Origin of the sequence: Caulobacter hibisci (genome assembly GCF_016135805.1) — a bacterium.
Lineage (GTDB): Bacteria > Pseudomonadota > Alphaproteobacteria > Caulobacterales > Caulobacteraceae > Caulobacter > Caulobacter hibisci.
This window is the reverse complement of record NZ_JADWOX010000001.1, coordinates 630,840-650,011: the sequence shown is the minus strand read 5'-3', so window position 1 is coordinate 650,011 and position 19,172 is coordinate 630,840. Positions and strand designations below refer to the sequence as shown.

The 19,172-nt window shown below is 67.4% G+C and carries 14 protein-coding genes; 3 read left to right on the top strand and 11 right to left on the bottom strand.

Features of this window, described 5'->3' with window-relative positions; genetic code table 11:
- Nucleotides 1-599 precede the first annotated feature (599 nt).
- Entirely contained in the window at nt 600-1,355 is a 756-nt protein-coding gene (locus tag I4Q42_RS03035) for an outer membrane protein (protein WP_198574565.1), read from the top strand.
- Nucleotides 1,356-1,501: 146 nt separating this feature from the next.
- On the opposite strand, the gene I4Q42_RS03030 is transcribed toward I4Q42_RS03035, so the two are convergent.
- The 5 genes from I4Q42_RS03030 to fdhD all read right to left on the bottom strand — a co-directional run bounded on the left by I4Q42_RS03030 (nt 1,502) and on the right by fdhD (nt 7,740).
- A complete protein-coding gene (locus I4Q42_RS03030) occupies nt 1,502-2,344 on the bottom strand; it encodes a GIN domain-containing protein (RefSeq protein WP_198574564.1) in 843 nt (280 codons plus the stop codon).
- 112 nt (nt 2,345-2,456) lie between these two features.
- A complete protein-coding gene (locus tag I4Q42_RS03025; RefSeq protein WP_232792787.1) occupies nt 2,457-3,362 on the bottom strand; it encodes a transcriptional regulator in 906 nt (301 codons plus the stop codon).
- Between the two features lie 30 nt (nt 3,363-3,392).
- Entirely contained in the window at nt 3,393-4,562 is a 1,170-nt protein-coding gene (locus I4Q42_RS03020; protein WP_198574563.1) for a GNAT family N-acetyltransferase, read from the bottom strand.
- 53 nt (nt 4,563-4,615) lie between these two features.
- Entirely contained in the window at nt 4,616-6,925 is a 2,310-nt protein-coding gene (locus tag I4Q42_RS03015) for an FdhF/YdeP family oxidoreductase (protein ID WP_198574562.1), read from the bottom strand.
- Nucleotides 6,925-7,740, bottom strand: a complete 816-nt coding sequence (fdhD, locus tag I4Q42_RS03010) for a formate dehydrogenase accessory sulfurtransferase FdhD (RefSeq protein ID WP_198574561.1) — start codon at nt 7,738-7,740, stop codon at nt 6,925-6,927. Before fdhD ends, I4Q42_RS03015 begins: the two co-directional genes overlap by 1 nt.
- A gap of 356 nt (nt 7,741-8,096) precedes the next feature.
- Here fdhD and I4Q42_RS03005 point away from each other — a divergent pair, with 356 nt between their 5' ends.
- Complete coding sequence (locus I4Q42_RS03005; RefSeq protein ID WP_198574560.1) at nt 8,097-11,009, top strand: TonB-dependent receptor plug domain-containing protein; 2,913 nt, start codon at nt 8,097-8,099, stop codon at nt 11,007-11,009.
- A gap of 85 nt (nt 11,010-11,094) precedes the next feature.
- Here the strand turns inward: I4Q42_RS03005 and I4Q42_RS03000 are convergent, their stop codons facing one another.
- The 6 genes from I4Q42_RS03000 to rpsL all read right to left on the bottom strand — a co-directional run bounded on the left by I4Q42_RS03000 (nt 11,095) and on the right by rpsL (nt 18,086).
- Complete coding sequence (locus I4Q42_RS03000; protein ID WP_198574559.1) at nt 11,095-11,625, bottom strand: hypothetical protein; 531 nt, start codon at nt 11,623-11,625, stop codon at nt 11,095-11,097.
- A gap of 1 nt (nt 11,626) precedes the next feature.
- Entirely contained in the window at nt 11,627-12,778 is a 1,152-nt protein-coding gene (locus I4Q42_RS02995) for an aspartyl/asparaginyl beta-hydroxylase domain-containing protein (RefSeq protein ID WP_198574558.1), read from the bottom strand.
- Nucleotides 12,779-13,724: 946 nt separating this feature from the next.
- Nucleotides 13,725-14,915: an elongation factor Tu gene (tuf, locus tag I4Q42_RS02990; protein ID WP_198574523.1), complete on the bottom strand. Its 1,191-nt coding sequence runs from the start codon at nt 14,913-14,915 to the stop codon at nt 13,725-13,727.
- Nucleotides 14,916-15,034: 119 nt separating this feature from the next.
- Nucleotides 15,035-17,113: an elongation factor G gene (gene fusA, locus I4Q42_RS02985; RefSeq protein ID WP_110121625.1), complete on the bottom strand. Its 2,079-nt coding sequence runs from the start codon at nt 17,111-17,113 to the stop codon at nt 15,035-15,037.
- 114 nt (nt 17,114-17,227) lie between these two features.
- Nucleotides 17,228-17,701, bottom strand: coding sequence for a 30S ribosomal protein S7 (rpsG, locus tag I4Q42_RS02980; protein ID WP_007661568.1), 474 nt, complete (start codon nt 17,699-17,701; stop codon nt 17,228-17,230).
- A 13-nt stretch (nt 17,702-17,714) separates the two neighbouring features.
- Nucleotides 17,715-18,086: a 30S ribosomal protein S12 gene (rpsL, locus tag I4Q42_RS02975; protein WP_058350131.1), complete on the bottom strand. Its 372-nt coding sequence runs from the start codon at nt 18,084-18,086 to the stop codon at nt 17,715-17,717.
- A 354-nt stretch (nt 18,087-18,440) separates the two neighbouring features.
- Here rpsL and I4Q42_RS02970 point away from each other — a divergent pair, with 354 nt between their 5' ends.
- Complete coding sequence (locus I4Q42_RS02970; RefSeq protein ID WP_198574557.1) at nt 18,441-19,163, top strand: hypothetical protein; 723 nt, start codon at nt 18,441-18,443, stop codon at nt 19,161-19,163.
- The last annotated feature ends 9 nt before the right edge of the window (nt 19,164-19,172 follow it).

Here is a 19,172-nt window from a genome sequence, read left to right as displayed (position 1 = left end):
CCATTTCAAAGACCAACCCGGACTCCTCTTTCGAGAACTCCGAACGCAGCGTCCGCAAAACAAATTGGCCCGCGCGGCGAACCGCGAAGGCCGGTGATCCACAACCTCGCCGTCCTCCGAGGAGAACCCTCCTCTGGATGAGAAGGACGCTTGGGTACGGGTCGCTTGCGAACCGCGTTTGAGCCCTGAAGCTCACAGCCGGTCCAACAGAGGGGCGCTTTTACGTCCCGGAATCAGTTTCGTCAAGCGCCCTGGACGGGCTTTCGTCAGGGTTTGCTTAATACCTTCCTAACCCGCCCGCTGGCCGCCCGACCGCCCCGATCACCCGCTTAACAGATGTGGCCGAAGCTGGGCGCGAGCGACCAATGTTCACCTCACGCCGCGTGTTGAACACAATCTTTGTGCGCACGACGCGCGTATAGGAACCGAATTCGTTCCTGCAAGTGTAGTATTTGCGCACCAATCGGCCTCGAACGACTATTCGAAGCCTTGCGGCCGTCATCGAACCTTCATAGATCCGCCCCGCTCGCCGGACGGGAGGCCCTCCCCCAAAACGACCGATCGCCGTCGAGCCCACATGAGTAAGGGGATTACCCACTATGAAGACCCAACTGTTCGCCGCCGCCGCCATCCTGGCCGTGGCCGTTTCGGCTCCCGCCTTCGCCCAGAACATCGGTTCGGTCGGCGCCGCCGTGAACTACAACAACATCGACAGCGACGTCGCCAACGCCGACGGCACCTCGGTGAAGATCGACGGCTCGGTCGCCGTCCCGACCGGCGCCTGGACCGTCACCCTGAACGGCGACGTCTCGATCTCGGACAACGACATCGCTGACGAAACCGTCGCTTCGGGCGCCGCCCACCTGACCACCACGGTCGGCGACAGCTGGCGCGTCGGCGGCTTCACCGCCCTGTCGCGTCCGCAGAACGACACCCTGTGGGCCGTCGGCGCCGAAGCCCAGAAGTACCTGGGCAACGTCACCCTGACGGGCCTGGCCGCCTACGGCCAGTCGAACGACCTGGACGCCGACCTGTGGACCGTCCGCGGCACGGCCAACTACTTCGTCTCGGACGACTTCCGTCTGGACGCCGGCCTCGGCTACTCGAAGATCGACTCCTCGATCGACGCCGACGCCTGGGACGTGAACCTGGGCGGCGAATACAAGTTCGCCAACTCGGGCTGGTCGACCTTCGGCAAGTACACCCACACCGAATCCGAAGATCTGGCCGACCTGAAGTCGGACGCGGTCAAGGTGGGCGTGCGCTACACCTTCGGCGGCAGCCTGAAGGCCCGCAACACCTCGGGCGCCGACCTGGCGACCGCTGGTGACCTGTTCGGCTTCGGCGTCCGCTAAGCGGAAGCCGGAAGGGATCCGCCTCCCCTCCTCCTCTCGGCGGGTCCCGACCGACAGCAAGACGCCCCGGAGCGAAAGCTCCGGGGCGTTCTTCTTTATATATGCGCGTGCGTGGCGCCGCTTGGCCGAGCGCCGCCCCGCCTGGCCTAGCGGCCGATATAGATGTTGCCCGAGCCCACGGCCGACTTCTTGACCGGGCCGTTGACCTTGGCGACGTGGACGTCGCCCGAGCCGGCCACCGACAGCGACACCTTGTCGGCCTCGCCGCCGAAATTGACGCCGCCCGCGCCCATGATGCTGACGTCGATATCGCGGGCCCGGCCGCCGGCGACCTTGACGTCGCCCGAGCCGGCGATGCTGACGTCGATGTCGCCGCCGCGAAGCGCCGCGACCTTCACGTCGCCCGAACCGGCGATGGCGATCTCCAGGTCGGTGACCTCCTGAAGGCTGATGTCGCCCGCCCCCGCCAGGTTGATTTCGGCCTTGCCGGCGCTGCCGGCCTTGGTGTCGCCCGAGCCGGCCAGGCTGATTTCCAGCTTGCCCTTGGTGTTGGCCACCGTCCAATCGCCGCAGCCGGCGTTGGCCAACTCGACGCTGTCGCTGCGGCCGATGCTGCCATAGACCGCGCCCGAGGCGCTGACGGTGACGTTCAGCGGCACGCGGATCGCCACCTGCGGAATGTCGGCCCACTTCACCGCGCCGAGCTCGCGCACCTTCACCGACACGCCGTCGCCGCTGCCCTGGCAGCCCTGGATGCGCTTGAGGCGCAGGTCGCCGTCGAGAATCGTCTGGCCGCCAACGACGCGGACGTCGAGCGGCAGGGACGCGTTGCGGGTCAAGAACTCGACCTTCACGTCGTTGCGGGCTTCGGGAATGATCACGACGCGGGCGACCGCATCCTTGATCTTCACGCTGGGTTCGGCGGCCGAAGCGGTTCCGGCCAGGGCCAGGAGAGCCGCTCCGGCGGCCAGGCTGATCATCGCGCGCATCTGTTTGTCCCCTCGGATGGCGTTGCGTTGAGGGAACGCTAGTCGGCGAGGCCGCGCCAGACGACTTAATTCGAGGTCATGACGCGGTTGTCACGCCCAAACGGGTCGGCGTTCAGGCCGCTTTCTGGGCGTCGCCGAGCTCGAAGGTGCGTTCGAAGGCCTTGATCCGGTCCTCGACCAGCCGCATCCGCTTAAGGCCGAGCGAGGCGGCCCAGAGACCCGCGCGAGCCGCCATCGGCGTCTGGTCCATGGCCGCGACCGGCAGGCCCCAGCGCCGCAGCACGCCGTTGGCGTAGTGGGCCCCGTTGGTCAGCCGCGAGCCCCAGGTCTGGTAGTCCACCGACAGCGAGACGTTGAAGGCGCCGAGATTCTCGATCCGGTGCGGCGCGTGCAGCGGCCAGGCGGCGGCCATGCCGGGCTCGAGGTCGAACACCTGGGCGGCGCCGTCCATGTCGCGGCGATACGGAAGATCCTCGGTCTGCTGCTTGAGCAGGATGTTCTCCATGCCCTGCTGGGGCATGTGGGCCTCGTCGGCCGGATAGATCCAGATCCTTTTCCGGCCGCGCAGGTGGAACAGGATGACGCCCGGCGCGTCGGCGTGGAACGGCACCTTGGCCTGGGGCGCCGACAGGATCAGCTGGCCGTTCAGCTGCACGGGCGAAAAGCCCTTCACCTGCCCGGCGATCTCGGCGAAGGCCTGGGTCATCAGGGGGGTCAGGGCCGGATACCAGGCCTCGGCCCGGCGCAGCTGCACCCAGATGCGGCCCTCCTTGACCCCGGCCAGCACCTCGCGGCCCGGCAGGCGGCCGCGGGCGCCGGTGCGCATGGTCGCCTGGCCCTCGGCGTCGAAGTCGAACAGGTTGATGTCGTAGAGCTGCGCCGGATAGGCGTCGAGCAGGCGCGCCAGGGCGTCGTCGTCGAACAGGCCGGTTTCGGCGAGGTTGTGACGAAAGGTGATCGGGGCCTTGCGGAAGCTTCGGAGCTGATCATCCGACCAGGGGGCGACGAGACGGGTCATGCGACTTACTCCTCCCTAGGATCCAGTTTTCTAGTCGGCCAGCAGGCCGATGCTCAGTCCAAGTCCGATGACGCCGATGCCCGCTCCGACGCCCGCCCCGACCTTCGGGTGGCGTCGGCCAAGGGCGGTGACGAAACTGGCGCCGCCCCGGACCTGGCCGATCAGGCCGGGCTCGCAGGCCGAGATGCGGTCGAGGCGACGGGCCAGGCGACGGCCGACCTCGTCGATGCGGTCTGCGCCGGGCGCGCCACGCAGATGGGTCATCAGCGACGGGCGGACGGCCAGCGTCCCCTCAAGCACCGGCTCCATCGGCTGGGCGAAGTCTTCCTTGTAGGCTTCCTCGCTTGGCCCGAAGTCGACCCGTGCGACGCCCAGCGCGGCGGCGGCGCGCAGGGTCTCCAGCGTCATCAGGGCGCCGGGCGAATAGCGGGCGAAGTCCTGGTCGTAGATCGGGAACCACAGGTGATGGCGATCGCCGCTGGTCAGGCCGAGTTCGGCGGCGACGATCGTCCCGCCGGCCCGCAGCACGGCCAGCCTCAAGCAAAAGTCGGCGTCGTCGTATTTGGCCAGGCGATGCAGCAGGTCCTGGGTCCAGCCGCAGGCGAAGATGTCGTGCTGGTGGGTGCGGCGGATCTGGTCGCGCTTCTGCGCCACCAGCCAGGCCAGCAGGTCCGGCGTCGGGCGCTCGAAGGTGAAGACCGTCTGGCCGTGGTCGCGCTCCAGCGCCCGGGCCCGTCGACGCTTGTCCTTCAGGAAGGCCGCGCTGCGTCCGGCCTGGTAGGCCTCGAAGCCGTTCGACAGATCGGCGGCCATGGCGTGGCGGACCGACAGTTCGCCGGCCGGCTCACGGGTGACCAGGCCGCTGAACCGCATGCGCTCGGCGCCCAGCAGGGCCAGGACCTGCGCCAGCTCGACGCCGGGCTCGGCGACCAGGCCGTGGAAGTCGCTCAACGGCGCGCCCAGCGGCTGCAGAACCGAGCCGCGTCGCTGGAACGGCAGGAAACCAACGATGCGGGCGCCCCGCTCCAGCACCGCGATCCGCGCTCCCGGAGCGCAGTCAGCGGCCGTCTCTATATAGCGAAGGTCGAAATAGGGGCTGGCCAGCAGCGGATCGGCGTCGCGCAGGGCGTTCCACAGGGCGCGTTCGGGCGCGCCCAGATCGGCGACCTCGATGACTCGCGCCTGCAGTGCTCTTTCCACCGCCCCTGCTCCCTTGTCCTTGCGGACGACGCCGGGCGGAGAGTCCGGCCTGGTCAGGTCTCGTGCCGCGAAAGCCGCACGGGCGCCGACTTGTAGGCCGGCGTACCACTGCGCCGGTCGTGATCCTCCAGCGCTACCAGAGCATTGGTTTCCGGATAGTATGCGGCGACGCACCCGCGCGGAATTTTTCGCGCCACGGCCGTAAAGGCGCGCACGACTCGCGCGCCGGTTTCATCAAAGGCGGCGGCCAGGTCGATGCGGTCACCCTCCTGGATGCCGCGCTCGGCCAGGTCGTCCGGGTGGACGAAGACCACGTCGCGCCGGCCGAACACGCCGCGATAGCGGTCGTTCTCGCCATAGATCGTGGTGTTGTACTGGTCGTGGCTGCGCAGGGTGGTCAGCAGCAGCACCGAGGCGTCGCCCTTGCGGGGATCGTCGAGCCCGGGGTGCAGCAGGAAGTTGGCCTTGCCCGACGGCGTGTTCCACTTGCGCTCGGCGTGGGGCAGCGGCAGGCGGAAGCCGCCGGGCTGGCGGACGCGGGTGTTGTAGTCGGTGAAGGCGGTCGGGAAGACGCGCTCGATCAGGTCGCGGATGCGGTCGTAGTCGGCGGTGAGGCCTTCCCAGTCGACCGGGTCCTCATCGCCCAGGGCCGCGCGGGCGATGCCGGCGACGATGGCGGGCTCGGACATCAGCTGCTCGGAGGCCGGCGGGTTGAGACCGCGCGAGGCGTGGACCATCGACATCGAGTCCTCGACCGTCACCGACTGGCGCACCCCGCCCTGGACGTCCATCTCGGTGCGGCCCAGGCACGGTAGCAGGATCGTCTCGCGGCCGACCAGCAGGTGGGTGCGGTTGGGCTTGGTGGCGATGTGGACGGCGTGGTCGACCTTGCGCATGGCCGCATAGGTGCGCAGCGGATCGGGCGCGGCGACGGCGAAGTTGCCGCCCAGGCCGACGAAGACCTTGATCTCGCCGGCCTCCATGGCGGCGATGGCCTCGACCACGGTGTGGCCGTGATCGCGGGGCGGCGTGAAGCCGAACACCTGGCCCAGGCTGTCGAGCAGGGCCGCCGACGGCTTTTCCCAGATGCCGACCGTGCGGTCGCCCTGGACGTTGGAGTGGCCCCGCAGCGGACAGATCCCCGCCCCCGGCCGTCCGATATTGCCCCGCAGCAGCAGCAGGTTGACCAGTTGCTGCACCGTGCTCGACGAGTTGCGGTGCTGGGTCAGACCCATGCCGTAGCAGAGGATGACGGCGCTGGACCGCGCGTAGATGGCGGCGGCTTCCTCGAGCTCGGCGCGCGACAGGCCGCCGACGGCGACGATCTCCTCCCAGGCGGCGGCGTCGATCTGGGCGGCCAAGGCTTCGAAGCCCGCCGTGTGCTCGGCGATGAAGTCGTCGTCGAGGATCGCCGGCTGGCCGGCCTCGCGGGCGGCGCGGTCGAAGGCAAGAACCGCCTTCATCAGCCCCTGCAGCACCGCCGCGTCGCCGCCGACGTTCACCTGATAGTAGCGCGAGGCGATCGGGGTCGAGGACAGGGTCGCCATCTCGACCGGATCCTGCGGCGAGGCGAACCGCTCCAGCGCCCGCTCGACCAGCGGGTTGAAGGCCATGATCGTCGCGCCCCGCCGCGAGGCTTCGCGCAGGGTGGCCATCATCCGCGGGTGGTTGGTGCCGGGGTTGTGGCCAAAGCACAGGATCAGGTCGGCGTGGTCGAAGTCCTCGAGACTGACTGAGCCCTTGCCCATGCCGATCGAGTCCGGCAGGCCGACGCTGGTCGGCTCGTGGCACATGTTGGAGCAGTCGGGGAAATTGTTGGTCCCGACCTTGCGGCCGAGCAGCTGGAACAGGAACGCCGCCTCGTTGCTGGCCCGGCCCGAGGCGTAGAACTCCGCCTCGTTCGGATGGTCCATGGCCTGCAGCGCCGCGCCGGTGCGGGCGAAGGCCTCGCCCCAGGCGATCGGCAGGTAGCGGTCGCTGGCCGGGTCGTAGGCCATGGGATGGGTCAGCCGGCCCAGGTCCTCGATGGCGTGGTCGCTCCAGGTCAAGAGCTCGCTGACCGTGTGGGCGGCGAAGACCTCGGGCGTGGCGCGCTTGGAGGTCGCCTCCCAGGCCACGGCCTTGGCTCCGTTCTCGCAGAACTCGAACGACGAAGTGTGCTTGGGATCGGGCCAGGCGCAGCCGGGGCAGTCGAAGCCCTCGGGCTGGTTGGCGCGCATCAGCGTCTTGCCGCCCTCGACCACGGTCTCCTGGTCGGCCAGGGCGCCGGCCACCGCCTTCAGCGCCCCCCAACCGCCGGCCGGACCGCCATAGGGCTTCACGCCGGGGATCTTGCCCCCAGCGGGATTGGAATCATCGGCCATCACGCGGACTCCAGAACCGCCTCGACCAGCCGATCGGGGCGGGAAAACACCATGTGGCCGTCGGCCCGGGCCAGGGCCACCAGGGTCAGGCCGGCCTCCTCGGCCCGGCGCACGGCTAGGTCGGTCGGCGCCGAGACCGCCACGATCATGGCCGCGCCCATGCGCACGGCCTTCTCGACCATTTCGAACGAGCAACGGCTGGTCACCAGCACGAAGCCCGCGGACGCATCCCGCCCCTCGCGCGCCATGGCCCCGGCCAGCTTGTCGAGGGCGTTGTGGCGGCCGACGTCCTCGCGCAGCAGGACGACCCGCCCCGCAGGATCGCAGAAGGCCGCCGCATGGGTGGCGCGGGTGCTGCGGCCCAGGGCCTGGGCCTCTTCCAGATCGGCCAGGGCCTTGGTGATGGCCTCATGGGCGACCGCCACGCCCTCGGCGGCCGGCGGCAGGTCGCGGACGGCGTCGGCCAAGCGCTGGACGCCGCATAGCCCACAGCTGGAGCGGCCTTCGAGGTTGCGCGGCCGGGCCTTGCGACGGCCCGCGCCCTCCGCCAGGCGCACATCGACCAGAAGGCCCAGCTCGTTGGGCGTGACCTCGACCGAGCGAATCTCGTCCGCCCGCGCCACGTCTTCGGTGATGACGAAGCCCCGCGCCAGGTCGTCGACCTCGGCCGGGGTGGCCATCAGCACGGCGTGGGGACGGCCGTCGAACGACAGGCCGACGGCGGTCTCGCTGGGGGTCCAGCGGTCGGCGGGCGCCGAGCGCCCGGGCGCGCGCCAAGCGAGGGCCGGACGGAGACGGGCGGAAGCATCGGACATGGTCAAAAGACTACCGTTTAGGCGCCGGCGCCGCCACGCGAAAGACGGCCACGGGGGTGTGGCCCAGAGGCCACGCAGCCGGACATTGCCAATTCATATCGCAAAGCCAGATAACCGCGGTTTTCATTTCTTCGAGAAACATAGATTTCCGAATTATATCGAATGGCTTCAATAATACTTCGGTATTCGACACAAGCCTACTTTCGTTTATCCAATACTGTAATTCGTATATATTTTACAGAACCGTCATCTCACAATCCAGAAACAAACCCTGCCCATCCCTGCCTCTACGGCGGAATTTTATTTCGCCATAACGACCATTGCGGCGACGCTTTGGCGAATACTGGGGACTATGAATGGCTAGAAATACCTATCTACTGAGCGCATCCGCGCTCGTCATCGCCATGATGGCAGCGCCCGTGCTGGCGCAGGCCCAGACGACTGACGATCCGGCCGCCGTCGAAGAAGTCGTCGTCACCGGTTCGCGGATTCCGCAGCCGAACATGCAGAGCATCAGCCCGGTCACGCAGATCACCAGCCAGGACATCAAGGCTCAGGGCGTGACGCGGGTCGAGGACATGATCAACGCGCTGCCCCAGGCCTTCGCGGCCCAGGGCGCCAACATCTCGAACGGCGCCACGGGGACGGCGACCGTCAACCTGCGAGGCCTGGGCACCTCGCGGACCCTGGTGCTGATCGACGGCCGCCGGATGACCCCCGGAAGCCCCGTCGCGCCGGCCGCCGACCTGAACTTCATTCCCTCGTCGCTGGTCTCGCGCGTGGAAGTGAACACCGGCGGCGCCTCGGCCGTGTACGGTTCTGACGCCGTCGCCGGCGTCGTCAACTTCATCATGCAGCGCGACTTCGAAGGCGTGAAGCTGGACGCCCAGTACAGCGGCTACCAGCACCACAACGAAGACGTGAACGCCAAGAACGCCAACAACGCCAAGGGCTTCTCCCTGCCCGACGGCACGGTGTGGGACGGCGAGGCCAGCGAGTTCTCGCTGACGATCGGCGCCAACTCGCCGGACGGCAAGGGCAATGTCACCGCCTATGCCACCTATCGTGAAGTCGCCTCGGTGCTGCAGGGCAACCGCGACTACAGCGCCTGTACCTTCAACTCCGGCTCGGTCTTCACCTGCGGCGGCTCGGGCACCTCGGACCCGGCCCGTGTCGGCAGCTTCGTCGTGGACGGCAACACCTTCCGCGCCCGCAACGCCGCCACCGACGTCTACAACTACGGCCCGACCAACTACTACCAGCGTCCCGACAAGCGCGTGACCCTGGGCGCCTTCGCCCACTATGAAGTGAAGCCCTGGCTGGAAGCCTATACCGACCTGATGTTCATGGACGACCACACGGTCGCCCAGATCGCCCCGGGCGGCATCTTCGCCGGCACCTACCAGATCAACTGCGACAACCCGCTGATGACCTCGGCCCAGCAGGTCCAGCTCTGCGGCACCACCGACGCCGGCACCTCGACCCTTAAGAGCGTCACGGTCGCCCGCCGCAACACCGAGGGCGGCGGCCGCCAGAGCGACATCCGCCACACTTCGTACCGCGCCGTCGTCGGCGCCCGCGGCGACCTGGACAAGAACTGGAGCTACGACACCTACTTCCAGTACGGCACGACGATCTACACCCAGTCGACCACGGGCTATTTCCTGACCAGCCGCATCCAGAACGCGCTGATCGCCACGACCGACGCCAACGGCAACGTCGTCTGTAAGTCGTCCGACGCCGGCTGCGTGCCCTACAACATCTTCTCGGAAGGCGGCGTCACCCAGGCCGCGCTCGACTACCTGACGGTGGACGGCAGCGAGAAGGGCACGACCAGCCAGCACGTGCTCAACTTCTCGATCACCGGCCTGCTGGGCGACTACGGCGTGCGCAGCCCGCTGGCCGAAGACGGCGTGGGCGTGGCCGCCGGCGTCGAATACCGCCGCGAGAGCCTGACCTACCAGGCCGACTACCTGCTGACCGAAGGCCTGCTGTCGGGCACCGGCGGCGCGTCGCCGGCCGTCAACGGCTCGTTCAACGTCGCCGAACTCTATGGCGAAGCCCGCGTGCCGCTCGTCCAGAACGCCCCGCTGGTCAAGGACCTGCAGCTGGAACTCGGCTACCGCTATTCCGACTACTCGACCGTCGGTTCGACCAACACCTACAAGATCGGCGCCGACTACTCGCCGATCGACGACCTGCGGTTCCGCGCCAGCTACAACCGCGCCGTCCGGGCGCCAAACGTCATCGAACTGTACGCGGCCAACGCCGTGCAGCTCGACGGCTCGACCGATCCCTGCGCCGGCCTGGATTCGACGGACCCTGACGACATGGCCACCGCGGCCAAGTGCGCCACGGCCTTCGGCCTGACCACGGCCCAGGTGCTGGCCATCGAGGACAACACCGCCTCGCAGTACAACGGCCTGACGGGCGGCAACCCCGACCTGAAGCCGGAAACCAGCGACACCTACACGGTCGGCTTCGTCGCCCGTCCGAGCGTCGTTCCCGGCCTGTCGCTCAGCGTCGACTACTTCCACATCAAGGTGAAGGACTACATCTCCACCGTCGGCGCCGACCTGATCCTGCAACGCTGCGTCGACAACAACGACCAGGCCTTCTGCTCGCTGGTCCATCGCGACTCCAACAACTCGCTGTACCTGTCGTCGGACGGCTATGTCACCGACCTGACGATGAACACCGGTTCGCTGGAAACCTCGGGCGTCGACTTCAACCTCAACTACAGCACCGACCTCGACACCTTCGGCCTCGGCGGCTGGGGTCGCGGCTCGGTGAACTTCGTCGGCACCTGGCTGGACACGCTGAAGACCCAGCCCCTGCCCGGCGACGCCGCCTATGACTGCGCCGGCTACTACGGCACGATCTGCGGCACGCCGAGCCCGGAATGGCGCCACAAGCTGCGCACCACCTGGACCACGCCGTGGAGCGACCTGTCGATCTCGGCCCAGTGGCGCTACATCGCCGGCATCGACCTGGACGCCACCTCGGACGACCCGCAGCTGAACAACGAAGACCTGCAGTACGCGACCGACCTGCGCCTGAAGAGCCGCAGCTACATCGACCTGTCGGCCTCGTTCAGCCTTCGCGACGTCTACAAGATGAACATCGGCGTCAACAACCTGTTCGACATCGATCCGCCGCTGGTCGGCGGCAGCAACTGCCCCTCCGGTTCGTGCAACGGCAACACCTATTCGCAGGTGTACGACACCCTGGGCCGCTACGGCTTCGTGCGGATCTCGCGCGAATTCTAAGCAGCGCGCGGCTCCGGGCGACCGGAGCCGCGACCAGCGGAAAGGCGAACGGCGGGCCCCGCGGCCCGCCGTTTTCTTTTGGGGTTCAGATGTCGCGATGGACCTTGAAGGGCGGGCGGCCGTCGACGCGCATGACGAAGCTGCCCAGGGCCGCGCGCTCGACCACCACCGAGGCGCCGGCGCGGACGGGCTGGTCGGGATCGCCCGAGATCTGCCGCCACACCGACCCGTCCTCCAGCTCGACCCGGACATAGCCGACACCCGCCAGCCGCTTGAAGGCCTTGACGGTTCCGGTCAGGCGATCGGCCTCCTCGGCCTTCACCGCGCGGTCGAGGAAGGCCAGGCCGTCCAGCGGCAGGCCGAAGGCGGCGCGGCGGGCGGCGCGGGCCTGGCCCCGATCGATCGCCACCACCTCGCCCGCGTCGGTCGCCGCCGCCAGGGCGTTCGCCGCCGCCTCGAAACAGGCCAGGCGCTCGGCCAAGGGAACGGCGCGGCAGTCCAGCACCTCGCGGATGGCCTTCGGCTGGGCCTGGCCGGCCTCGCCGGCGCGGGCCGCTCCGCCCGCCGCCAGGACCATGGCGACCAGGGCCGCCGTCGTTCGTCTCGTCGTCGTCATCTCACTCCCCCTCGGCCGCGTAGAAGGCGCGGCGGGCCGTCATCATCTCGGTGATCATCGCCCGCTCCCCTTCGCCCAGCAGCGGGTTCCAGACGTCGAAGATCAGGATCACCCGCGTCTGGTCGGCGTCGTTCCAGGCCTCGTGCTCGATCGTGTCGTCGAACACCCAGGCCTTGCCCATCTCCCAGGAGCGCGTGTGATTGCCGACCCGGAAGCGGGCCGGACCGGGCAGGATCAGCGGCAGGTGGACCAGCAGCCGCACATTGGTCGAGCCGGTGTGGGGCGGGATGTGGGTGCGCGGCTCAAGGGCCGAGAACACCGCCGTCGGCGAGAAGCCGGCCTGGCGGGCCAGGGGCAGGCTGTCGAGCAGGGCCGTGGTCCGGGGATGCGCCGACTGGACCTCGGCCTGGACCTGGCCGTCCTTCCAGAGCCATTTGGAGGTCCATTTGCGGGAGTGGTTCAGTTCCTCCCACTGGTTCACCGGGGCGCCGGGCGGATAGGCGATATAGGGGTCGAAACCGGTCAGGGCCGGGTCGAGCGACGCCAGCAGTTCGTCGCGGACAATGTCTGTGGCCGCCTCCAGGTCCGGCAGCCAGGGGAAGTGCTCGCGCTCGAAGAACGGGATCGACGGCAGGCCGGGATAGTGCAGCAGCAGGGGCTGTGAATTGTAGACGCGCTTGCGGCCGGCATAGACCTCGAGCCCCTCGGCGAAGCGCGGCGGCAGGTCCCGCGCCGACACCCGGGCGCGCAGGAAGGCCTCCAGGTCCTCGGCGTTGCGCTCGACGGCCGCGCGGGTCCGGGCGACGGGGGCGGCCAGGCCCGGCGGCAGGTCAGCCGGCGCGATGGCCAGGGCGTCCTTGTAGATGCGGGCGGCCGCGCGGGCCTGGCCCTGGCGCTCGACGATCGCTCCCTTGGAGAGCAGGGCCAGAAAACAGTAGGGGTCGATGGCCAGGGCCTGATCGAGCACGGCCACGGCCTCTTCGAGCCGGCCGGACAGCCGCTTGACCAGGGCTAGTTGCAGCTTGATGTCCAGGTCGGCGGGCGCCGCGCGCTCGGCCTGGGCCAGCCGGCGCTCGGCCGCCGCCGGGTCGCCCCGCCCCAAGGCCGCGCTCGCCTCCTGCAGCGCCGCGCGCACGGCGTGTCCGTCGTCCATGATCCCTCCGGCGCGCCGCATCCCCCGACACGCCGCGAACACCGTTCTATCCGACCCGACGCAGGCCCATATTTCCCGGCGGCAAGGGTGCGAAACCGAAGCGATACGCACGGCGGCGCCGCCTCGCGCCGCGGCTGCGAAGGGGATGTGGAGAGGGCGCGGGGCGTCCGGGCGACGCCCGGATTTGCTATGGAAGAACACCGTTTCGACGAAGCTCTGACGCCCCGCGCGATCGTTGAACCTCAGGCCGGGACGCGCGGGCCTCTTCCGCCCTGTGCCCCTTCCCCATGCAATGCGCCCCGTTTCTTGGCGGCCAGGCGTGCATGCGGCGCGGACCCTCGGACGGGCGGGAGCCTATTGGGCAAGCTCCCGATGGATGGGTTTACGTCCCCCATCCTCATTTAAGCTTTCAGGCCCTGCTCACGCAGCTCCCTCAGCCCCGCTCGATCGCATCGCCGTCGCACGCTTCGGGCCGGATCCTTGCGCCCTCTCCCTGCGACGGGACAGCTGTGATTATGCCGGCGGTTTCGACGCGTCTGATAAGTTCGGGTGAGAAAGTTATATGGCTTTGATTGGGCTGGGGTTCGTTCTCGTGGCGATGGGGATGGACGAGCGCCAATCCCCGTCCGCCCAACCTAAAATCGCCTTCCTGGGCCTTGTGCCCAGGATCCATCGTTCAGCCGCTCAGACCTTTGCAGGACGATCAAGGTTTGAGCGGTCGCCGGCATGGGCCCTCGCCACGAGGGCGAGGGAGGCGGAGTTTGTTGGCTTGACGCGGTAGAGCCAGTGCCGGCACGCCGGTTGGCGGCGTACCCCCTCACCCTCCCACGCTTCGCGTGGGCCCCTCCTCTCCCTATGGGAGAGGGTCATAAGCAGAGCCCAAAAGAAAAGGCCCCGGAGTTTCCTCCGGGGCCTTCGCTTTGTCAGCCGAAGCTAGAAGCGTCGATTACTCGACGATCTTGGCGACGACGCCGGCGCCGACGGTGCGGCCGCCTTCACGGATGGCGAAGCGGAGCTTCTCTTCCATGGCGATCGGGGTGATCAGCTCGACGTCCAGCTCGGCGTTGTCGCCCGGCATGATCATTTCCACGCCTTCGCGCAGCTTGATGATCCCGGTCACGTCCGTGGTGCGGAAGTAGAACTGCGGGCGGTAGTTGGTGAAGAACGGGGTGTGACGGCCGCCTTCTTCCTTGGTGAGGATGTAGGCCTCGGCCACGAACTTGGTGTGCGGGGTGATCGAACCCGGCTTGCACAGCACTTGGCCGCGCTCGACGTCTTCGCGCTTGGTGCCGCGCAGCAGCACGCCCACGTTGTCGCCCGCTTGACCTTGGTCCAGCAGCTTGCGGAACATTTCGACGCCCGTGCAGGTGGTCTTTTGGACCGGACGGATGCCGACGATTTCGACTTCTTCACCGACCTTCACGATGCCGCGCTCGACGCGACCGGTCACCACGGTGCCGCGGCCCGAGATCGAGAACACGTCTTCGACCGGCATCAGGAAGGCCTGGTCGATCGGGCGTTCCGGCTGCGGGATGTAGTCGTCGACCGAAGCCATCAGGGCCAGGATCGCTTCTTCGCCGATCTTGGCGTCGCGGTTTTCCACGGCGGCCAGGGCCGAACCCTTGGTGATCGGAATGTCGTCGCCCGGGAACTGGTAGGACGACAGCAGCTCACGAACTTCCATTTCGACGAGCTCGAGCAGCTCTTCGTCGTCGACCATGTCGACCTTGTTCATGAACACGACCAGGGCCGGCACGCCGACCTGACGGGCCAGCAGGATGTGCTCGCGGGTCTGCGGCATCGGGCCGTCGGCGGCCGACACGACCAGGATCGCGCCGTCCATCTGGGCGGCGCCCGTGATCATGTTCTTCACGTAGTCGGCGTGGCCGGGGCAGTCGACGTGAGCGTAGTGACGGTTGGCCGTCTCGTACTCGACGTGGGCGGTGTTGATCGTGATGCCGCGGGCCTTTTCTTCCGGCGCAGCGTCGATGTCGGCGTAGTTCTTGGCGGTCGCGCCGCCCGACTTCGCCAGCGTGATCGTGATCGCGGCCGTCAGCGTCGTCTTGCCATGGTCAACGTGACCGATGGTGCCGATGTTGCAGTGCGGCTTATTACGTTCGAACTTTTCCTTGGCCATCTTCTTAGCTCCAGGACCCCAGAGGGGCCTTCAGATTGATTGAACTTCTGGGGTGGGGCGAAAGGGGCTCCTTTGAACCCCTTTCAATCCAGCGTCTAGGCTTTTCCGAAACGGAAAGCTTAGGCGTACTTCTTGATCACTTCGTCGGCGACGTGCTGCGGCACCGGCTCGTAGTGGTCGTAGACCATGCTGAACTGGGCGCGGCCTTGCGACATGCCCCGCAGGGTGTTCACGTAGCCGAACATGTTGGCCAGCGGGACGAAGGCGTTCACGACCGTCGCGTTGCCGCGCATGTCTTGACCCTGGATCATGCCGCGACGGCTGTTCAGATCGCCGATGACCGAACCCAGGTACTCTTCCGGGGTCACGACCTCGACCTTCATGATCGGCTCGAGCAGCTTGGGGCTGCCCTTTTCGCGCAGTTCCTTGAAGGCGGCGCGCGAGGCGATTTCGAAGGCCAGGACCGACGAGTCGACGTCGTGGTACTTGCCGTCCGTCAGGGTCGCCTTGAAGTCGATCAGCGGGAAGCCGGCCAGCAGGCCGTTGTCCTTGACCGATTCCAGGCCCTTCTGGACGCCCGGGATGTATTCCTTCGGCACGGCGCCGCCGACGATGGCGCTTTCGAAGATGAAGCCCGACCCGGGTTCACCGGGTTCGAAAGTGATCATGACGCGGGCGAACTGGCCCGTACCACCGGTCTGCTTCTTGTGGGTGTAGTCAATGTCGACCTTGCGGCCCAGCGATTCACGATAGGCAACCTGCGGCGCGCCGATGTTGGCTTCGACCTTGTAGGTCCGCTTCAGGATGTCGATCTTGATGTCCAGGTGCAGTTCGCCCATGCCCTTCAGGATCGTCTGGCCGCTTTCGAAGTCGGTCGAGACGGTGAAGGACGGATCTTCGGCGGCCAGCTTCTGCAGGGCGACGCCCAGCTTCTCCTGGTCGGCCTTCGACTTGGGCTCGACGGCGATTTCGATAACGGGCGCCGGGAATTCCATGCGCTCCAGGATCACCGGCGACTTCAGCGGATCGCACAGGGTGTCGCCCGTGCGGGTGTCCTTGAGGCCGGCCAGGGCGACGATGTCGCCGGCATAGGCTTCCTTGATGTCTTCGCGGTTGTTGGAGTGCATGAGCAGCATGCGGCCGACCCGCTCGCGCTTGTCGCGCGTCGAGTTCAGCAGGCTCATGCCGGTTTCCATCTTGCCCGAGTACAGGCGGCAGAAGGTCAGCGAACCAACGAAGGGGTCGTCCATGATCTTGAACGCCAGAACCGACAGGGGCTCTTCATCCGAGGCCTTACGGGTGATCTCTTCTTCGGTCTTGAAGTCGATGCCCTTGGTCGGCGGGATGTCCAGCGGCGACGGCAGGTAGTCGACGACGGCGTCGAGCAGGGGCTGAACGCCCTTGTTCTTGAAGGCCGAGCCGCAGAGGATCGGGTAGAAGGCGCCGTTCAGCACAGCCTTGCGGATGCACTTCTTGATGGTTTCTTCCGAGGGCTCCTCGCCGCCCAGATAGGCTTCCATCGCGTCGTCATCGAGCTCGACGGCGTTCTCGACCAGATAGGCGCGGGCTTCCACGGCCTTGTCCAGCAGGTCGGCCGGGATTTCTTCGTCGCGGTAGGTCGCGCCCAGGCCGTCGTTGTCCCAGACCACGGCCTTCATGCGGACCAGGTCCACGAGGCCCTTCAGGTTCGATTCCGAACCGATCGGGAATTGGATCGGCACGGCCTTGGCGCCGAGGCGGTCGCGGATCGACTCGACCGACTTGTCGAAGTCGGCGCCGATCTTGTCCATCTTGTTGACGAACACGATACGCGGCACGCGGTACTTGTCGGCCTGACGCCAGACGGTTTCGGTCTGCGGCTCGACGCCGGCGTTACCGTCCAGCACCGTCACGGCGCCGTCGAGAACGCGCAGGCTGCGCTCGACTTCGATGGTGAAGTCGACGTGCCCGGGGGTGTCGATGATGTTGAGGCGCTTGTCGTTCCAGAAAGCGGTCGTCGCGGCCGACGTGATGGTGATGCCGCGCTCTTGCTCCTGCTCCATCCAGTCCATGGTGGCGGCGCCGTCGTGGACTTCGCCGATCTTGTGGGACTTACCGGTGTAATACAGGATCCGCTCGGTCGTCGTCGTCTTGCCCGCGTCGATGTGGGCCATGATGCCGAAGTTGCGGTAGTCTTCGATTTTATGCGTGCGGGGCATAGCGATCGCTCTGCGAAACGGGACGGCCCTGACGGACACGACCGGGATTTAAACGTGCGGCGCGGGCGGTTTATCGCAAACCGCCCGCGCCTGAAAGAGTGCTGGTAAGAAAGGTTACCAGCGGTAGTGCGAGAAGGCCCGGTTGGCTTCAGCCATCTTGTGGGTGTCTTCGCGCTTCTTCACCGCGGTGCCGCGGTTGTTGGAAGCGTCGAGGAGCTCACCAGCCAGCTTTTCGGTCATGGTGTTTTCACCGCGCTTGCGAGCGGCGGTCACCAGCCAACGGATGGCCAGGGCGCGACGACGGTCCGGACGGACTTCCACCGGCACCTGATAGGTGGCGCCGCCGACGCGGCGCGACCGGACTTCGATCGCCGGGGCGACGTTGTCCAGGGCGGAGTGGAAGGTCTCAAGCGGACCTTGGTCCTTGCGCTTGTTTTCCAGGATGTCGAAAGCACCATAGATGATGTTTTCAGCGACGGCTTTTTTGCCCTCGTACATCACGTAGTTCATGAACTTCGTGACGATCAGGTCCCCAAACTTGGGATCCGGCAGGACTTGGCGTTTCTCGGCGCGACGGCGGCGGGACATCTTCTTCTATTCCTTACTTCGGACGCTTGGCGCCGTAGAGCGAACGACGCTGCTTACGATCCTTGACACCTTGGGTGTCGAGGACGCCGCGCAGGATGTGGTAGCGGACGCCGGGCAAGTCCTTGACGCGGCCGCCGCGGATGAGCACCACCGAGTGCTCCTGCAGGTTGTGGCCTTCGCCCGGAATGTAGCACACGGCTTCGATGCCGGTGGTCAGACGGACCTTGGCGACCTTACGCAGAGCCGAGTTCGGCTTCTTCGGGGTCGTCGTGTAGACGCGGGTGCAGACGCCGCGACGTTGGGGGCAGCCCTTCAGGGCGGGCACCTTGTTCCGGACCGGCTTCGGAGAGCGCGGCTTGCGGATGAGCTGGTTGACGGTAGGCATTAAGTCTCTGCTCTGATGGAAGCGTGTGCCTTTCGGCCGAAGCGCTTCAGGGTCCTTGTTGTTCTTCTTTCCGGCTTCAAGGCTCCGGTTGGAGACCCGATAAACACGAAACTCGCCGGGACGCGGAAAGCGTTCCGGCGGGCCTGCCGTCGGTTGATGGACGGGCGCTCATCAGGACGGGCGTTAAGACCCACCTCGAAAAGAGCGCGGAACCTACTCGCGAAGGGGCTCCACGTCAATCACCGCCTTCCGCGTCGGTTAATGGAAGGTTTAGCACGATCGCGAAGGCCACGCTTTCGCCATCAGCGGTCGCCAGCCTCGACCTGCAACCTCTCCTTGCCTGTCGAGTCCTTCGTGGTCGAAACCGCCGCGCGGTCCATAACGCTCCTGCTCGACGCGCCCGGCCAGCCCAGGCCGGACAAGCGGTTCTGGGCCATCGCCGGCGGCTCGGCGGTGCTGCATCTGGCGGTGCTGGCCTGGCTGGCCCTGCCCGTGCGGACGGTGTTTCCCGACCAGGACGCGGTCTCGACGGTGACCATCGACCTGGTGACGAACACGCCGCCCGAGATCCCTCGGGAGACGGCGCGCGAGGCCCCGGCGGCGGCCGCCGCGCCCCTGCCGAATCCACGGGAGGCCCGCCGGGCCGCGCCAACGGGAATCGCCCCCTCCCCGTTCGTCGCCGCCCCGGCGACGGGCGCGCGCGGACGCGGAGCCGGCGACCATCCTGCGCCCCTGCCCGGCGCCCAGCCCGGCGGCGACCTGAAGACGGCCCTGCGCGGCAGCGGCACCGGCTGCGCCAACGGCAAGGCCGTCGGCCTCAACCGGCGCGAACAGGAACGCTGTGACGAGCGCTGGGGCGAGGCCTCGCGCAAGGCGCCGGATTACGCCGCGCCGATCGAGGCTGCCAAGCGCGCCGGCTTCGACCGCCAGGCCGCGGCGCAGGAGGCCTACCGCCGCTACCAGGAATCCCCGATGGGGCCTGGCATCGACCATCGCAGCCGCGACGGCCTGGGCAAGATGAAGGAGATCCCCCTGGGCCTGCCGGGCACGGACGCCCTGGGCAGGCCCAGGAACTGAAGGCCCGGC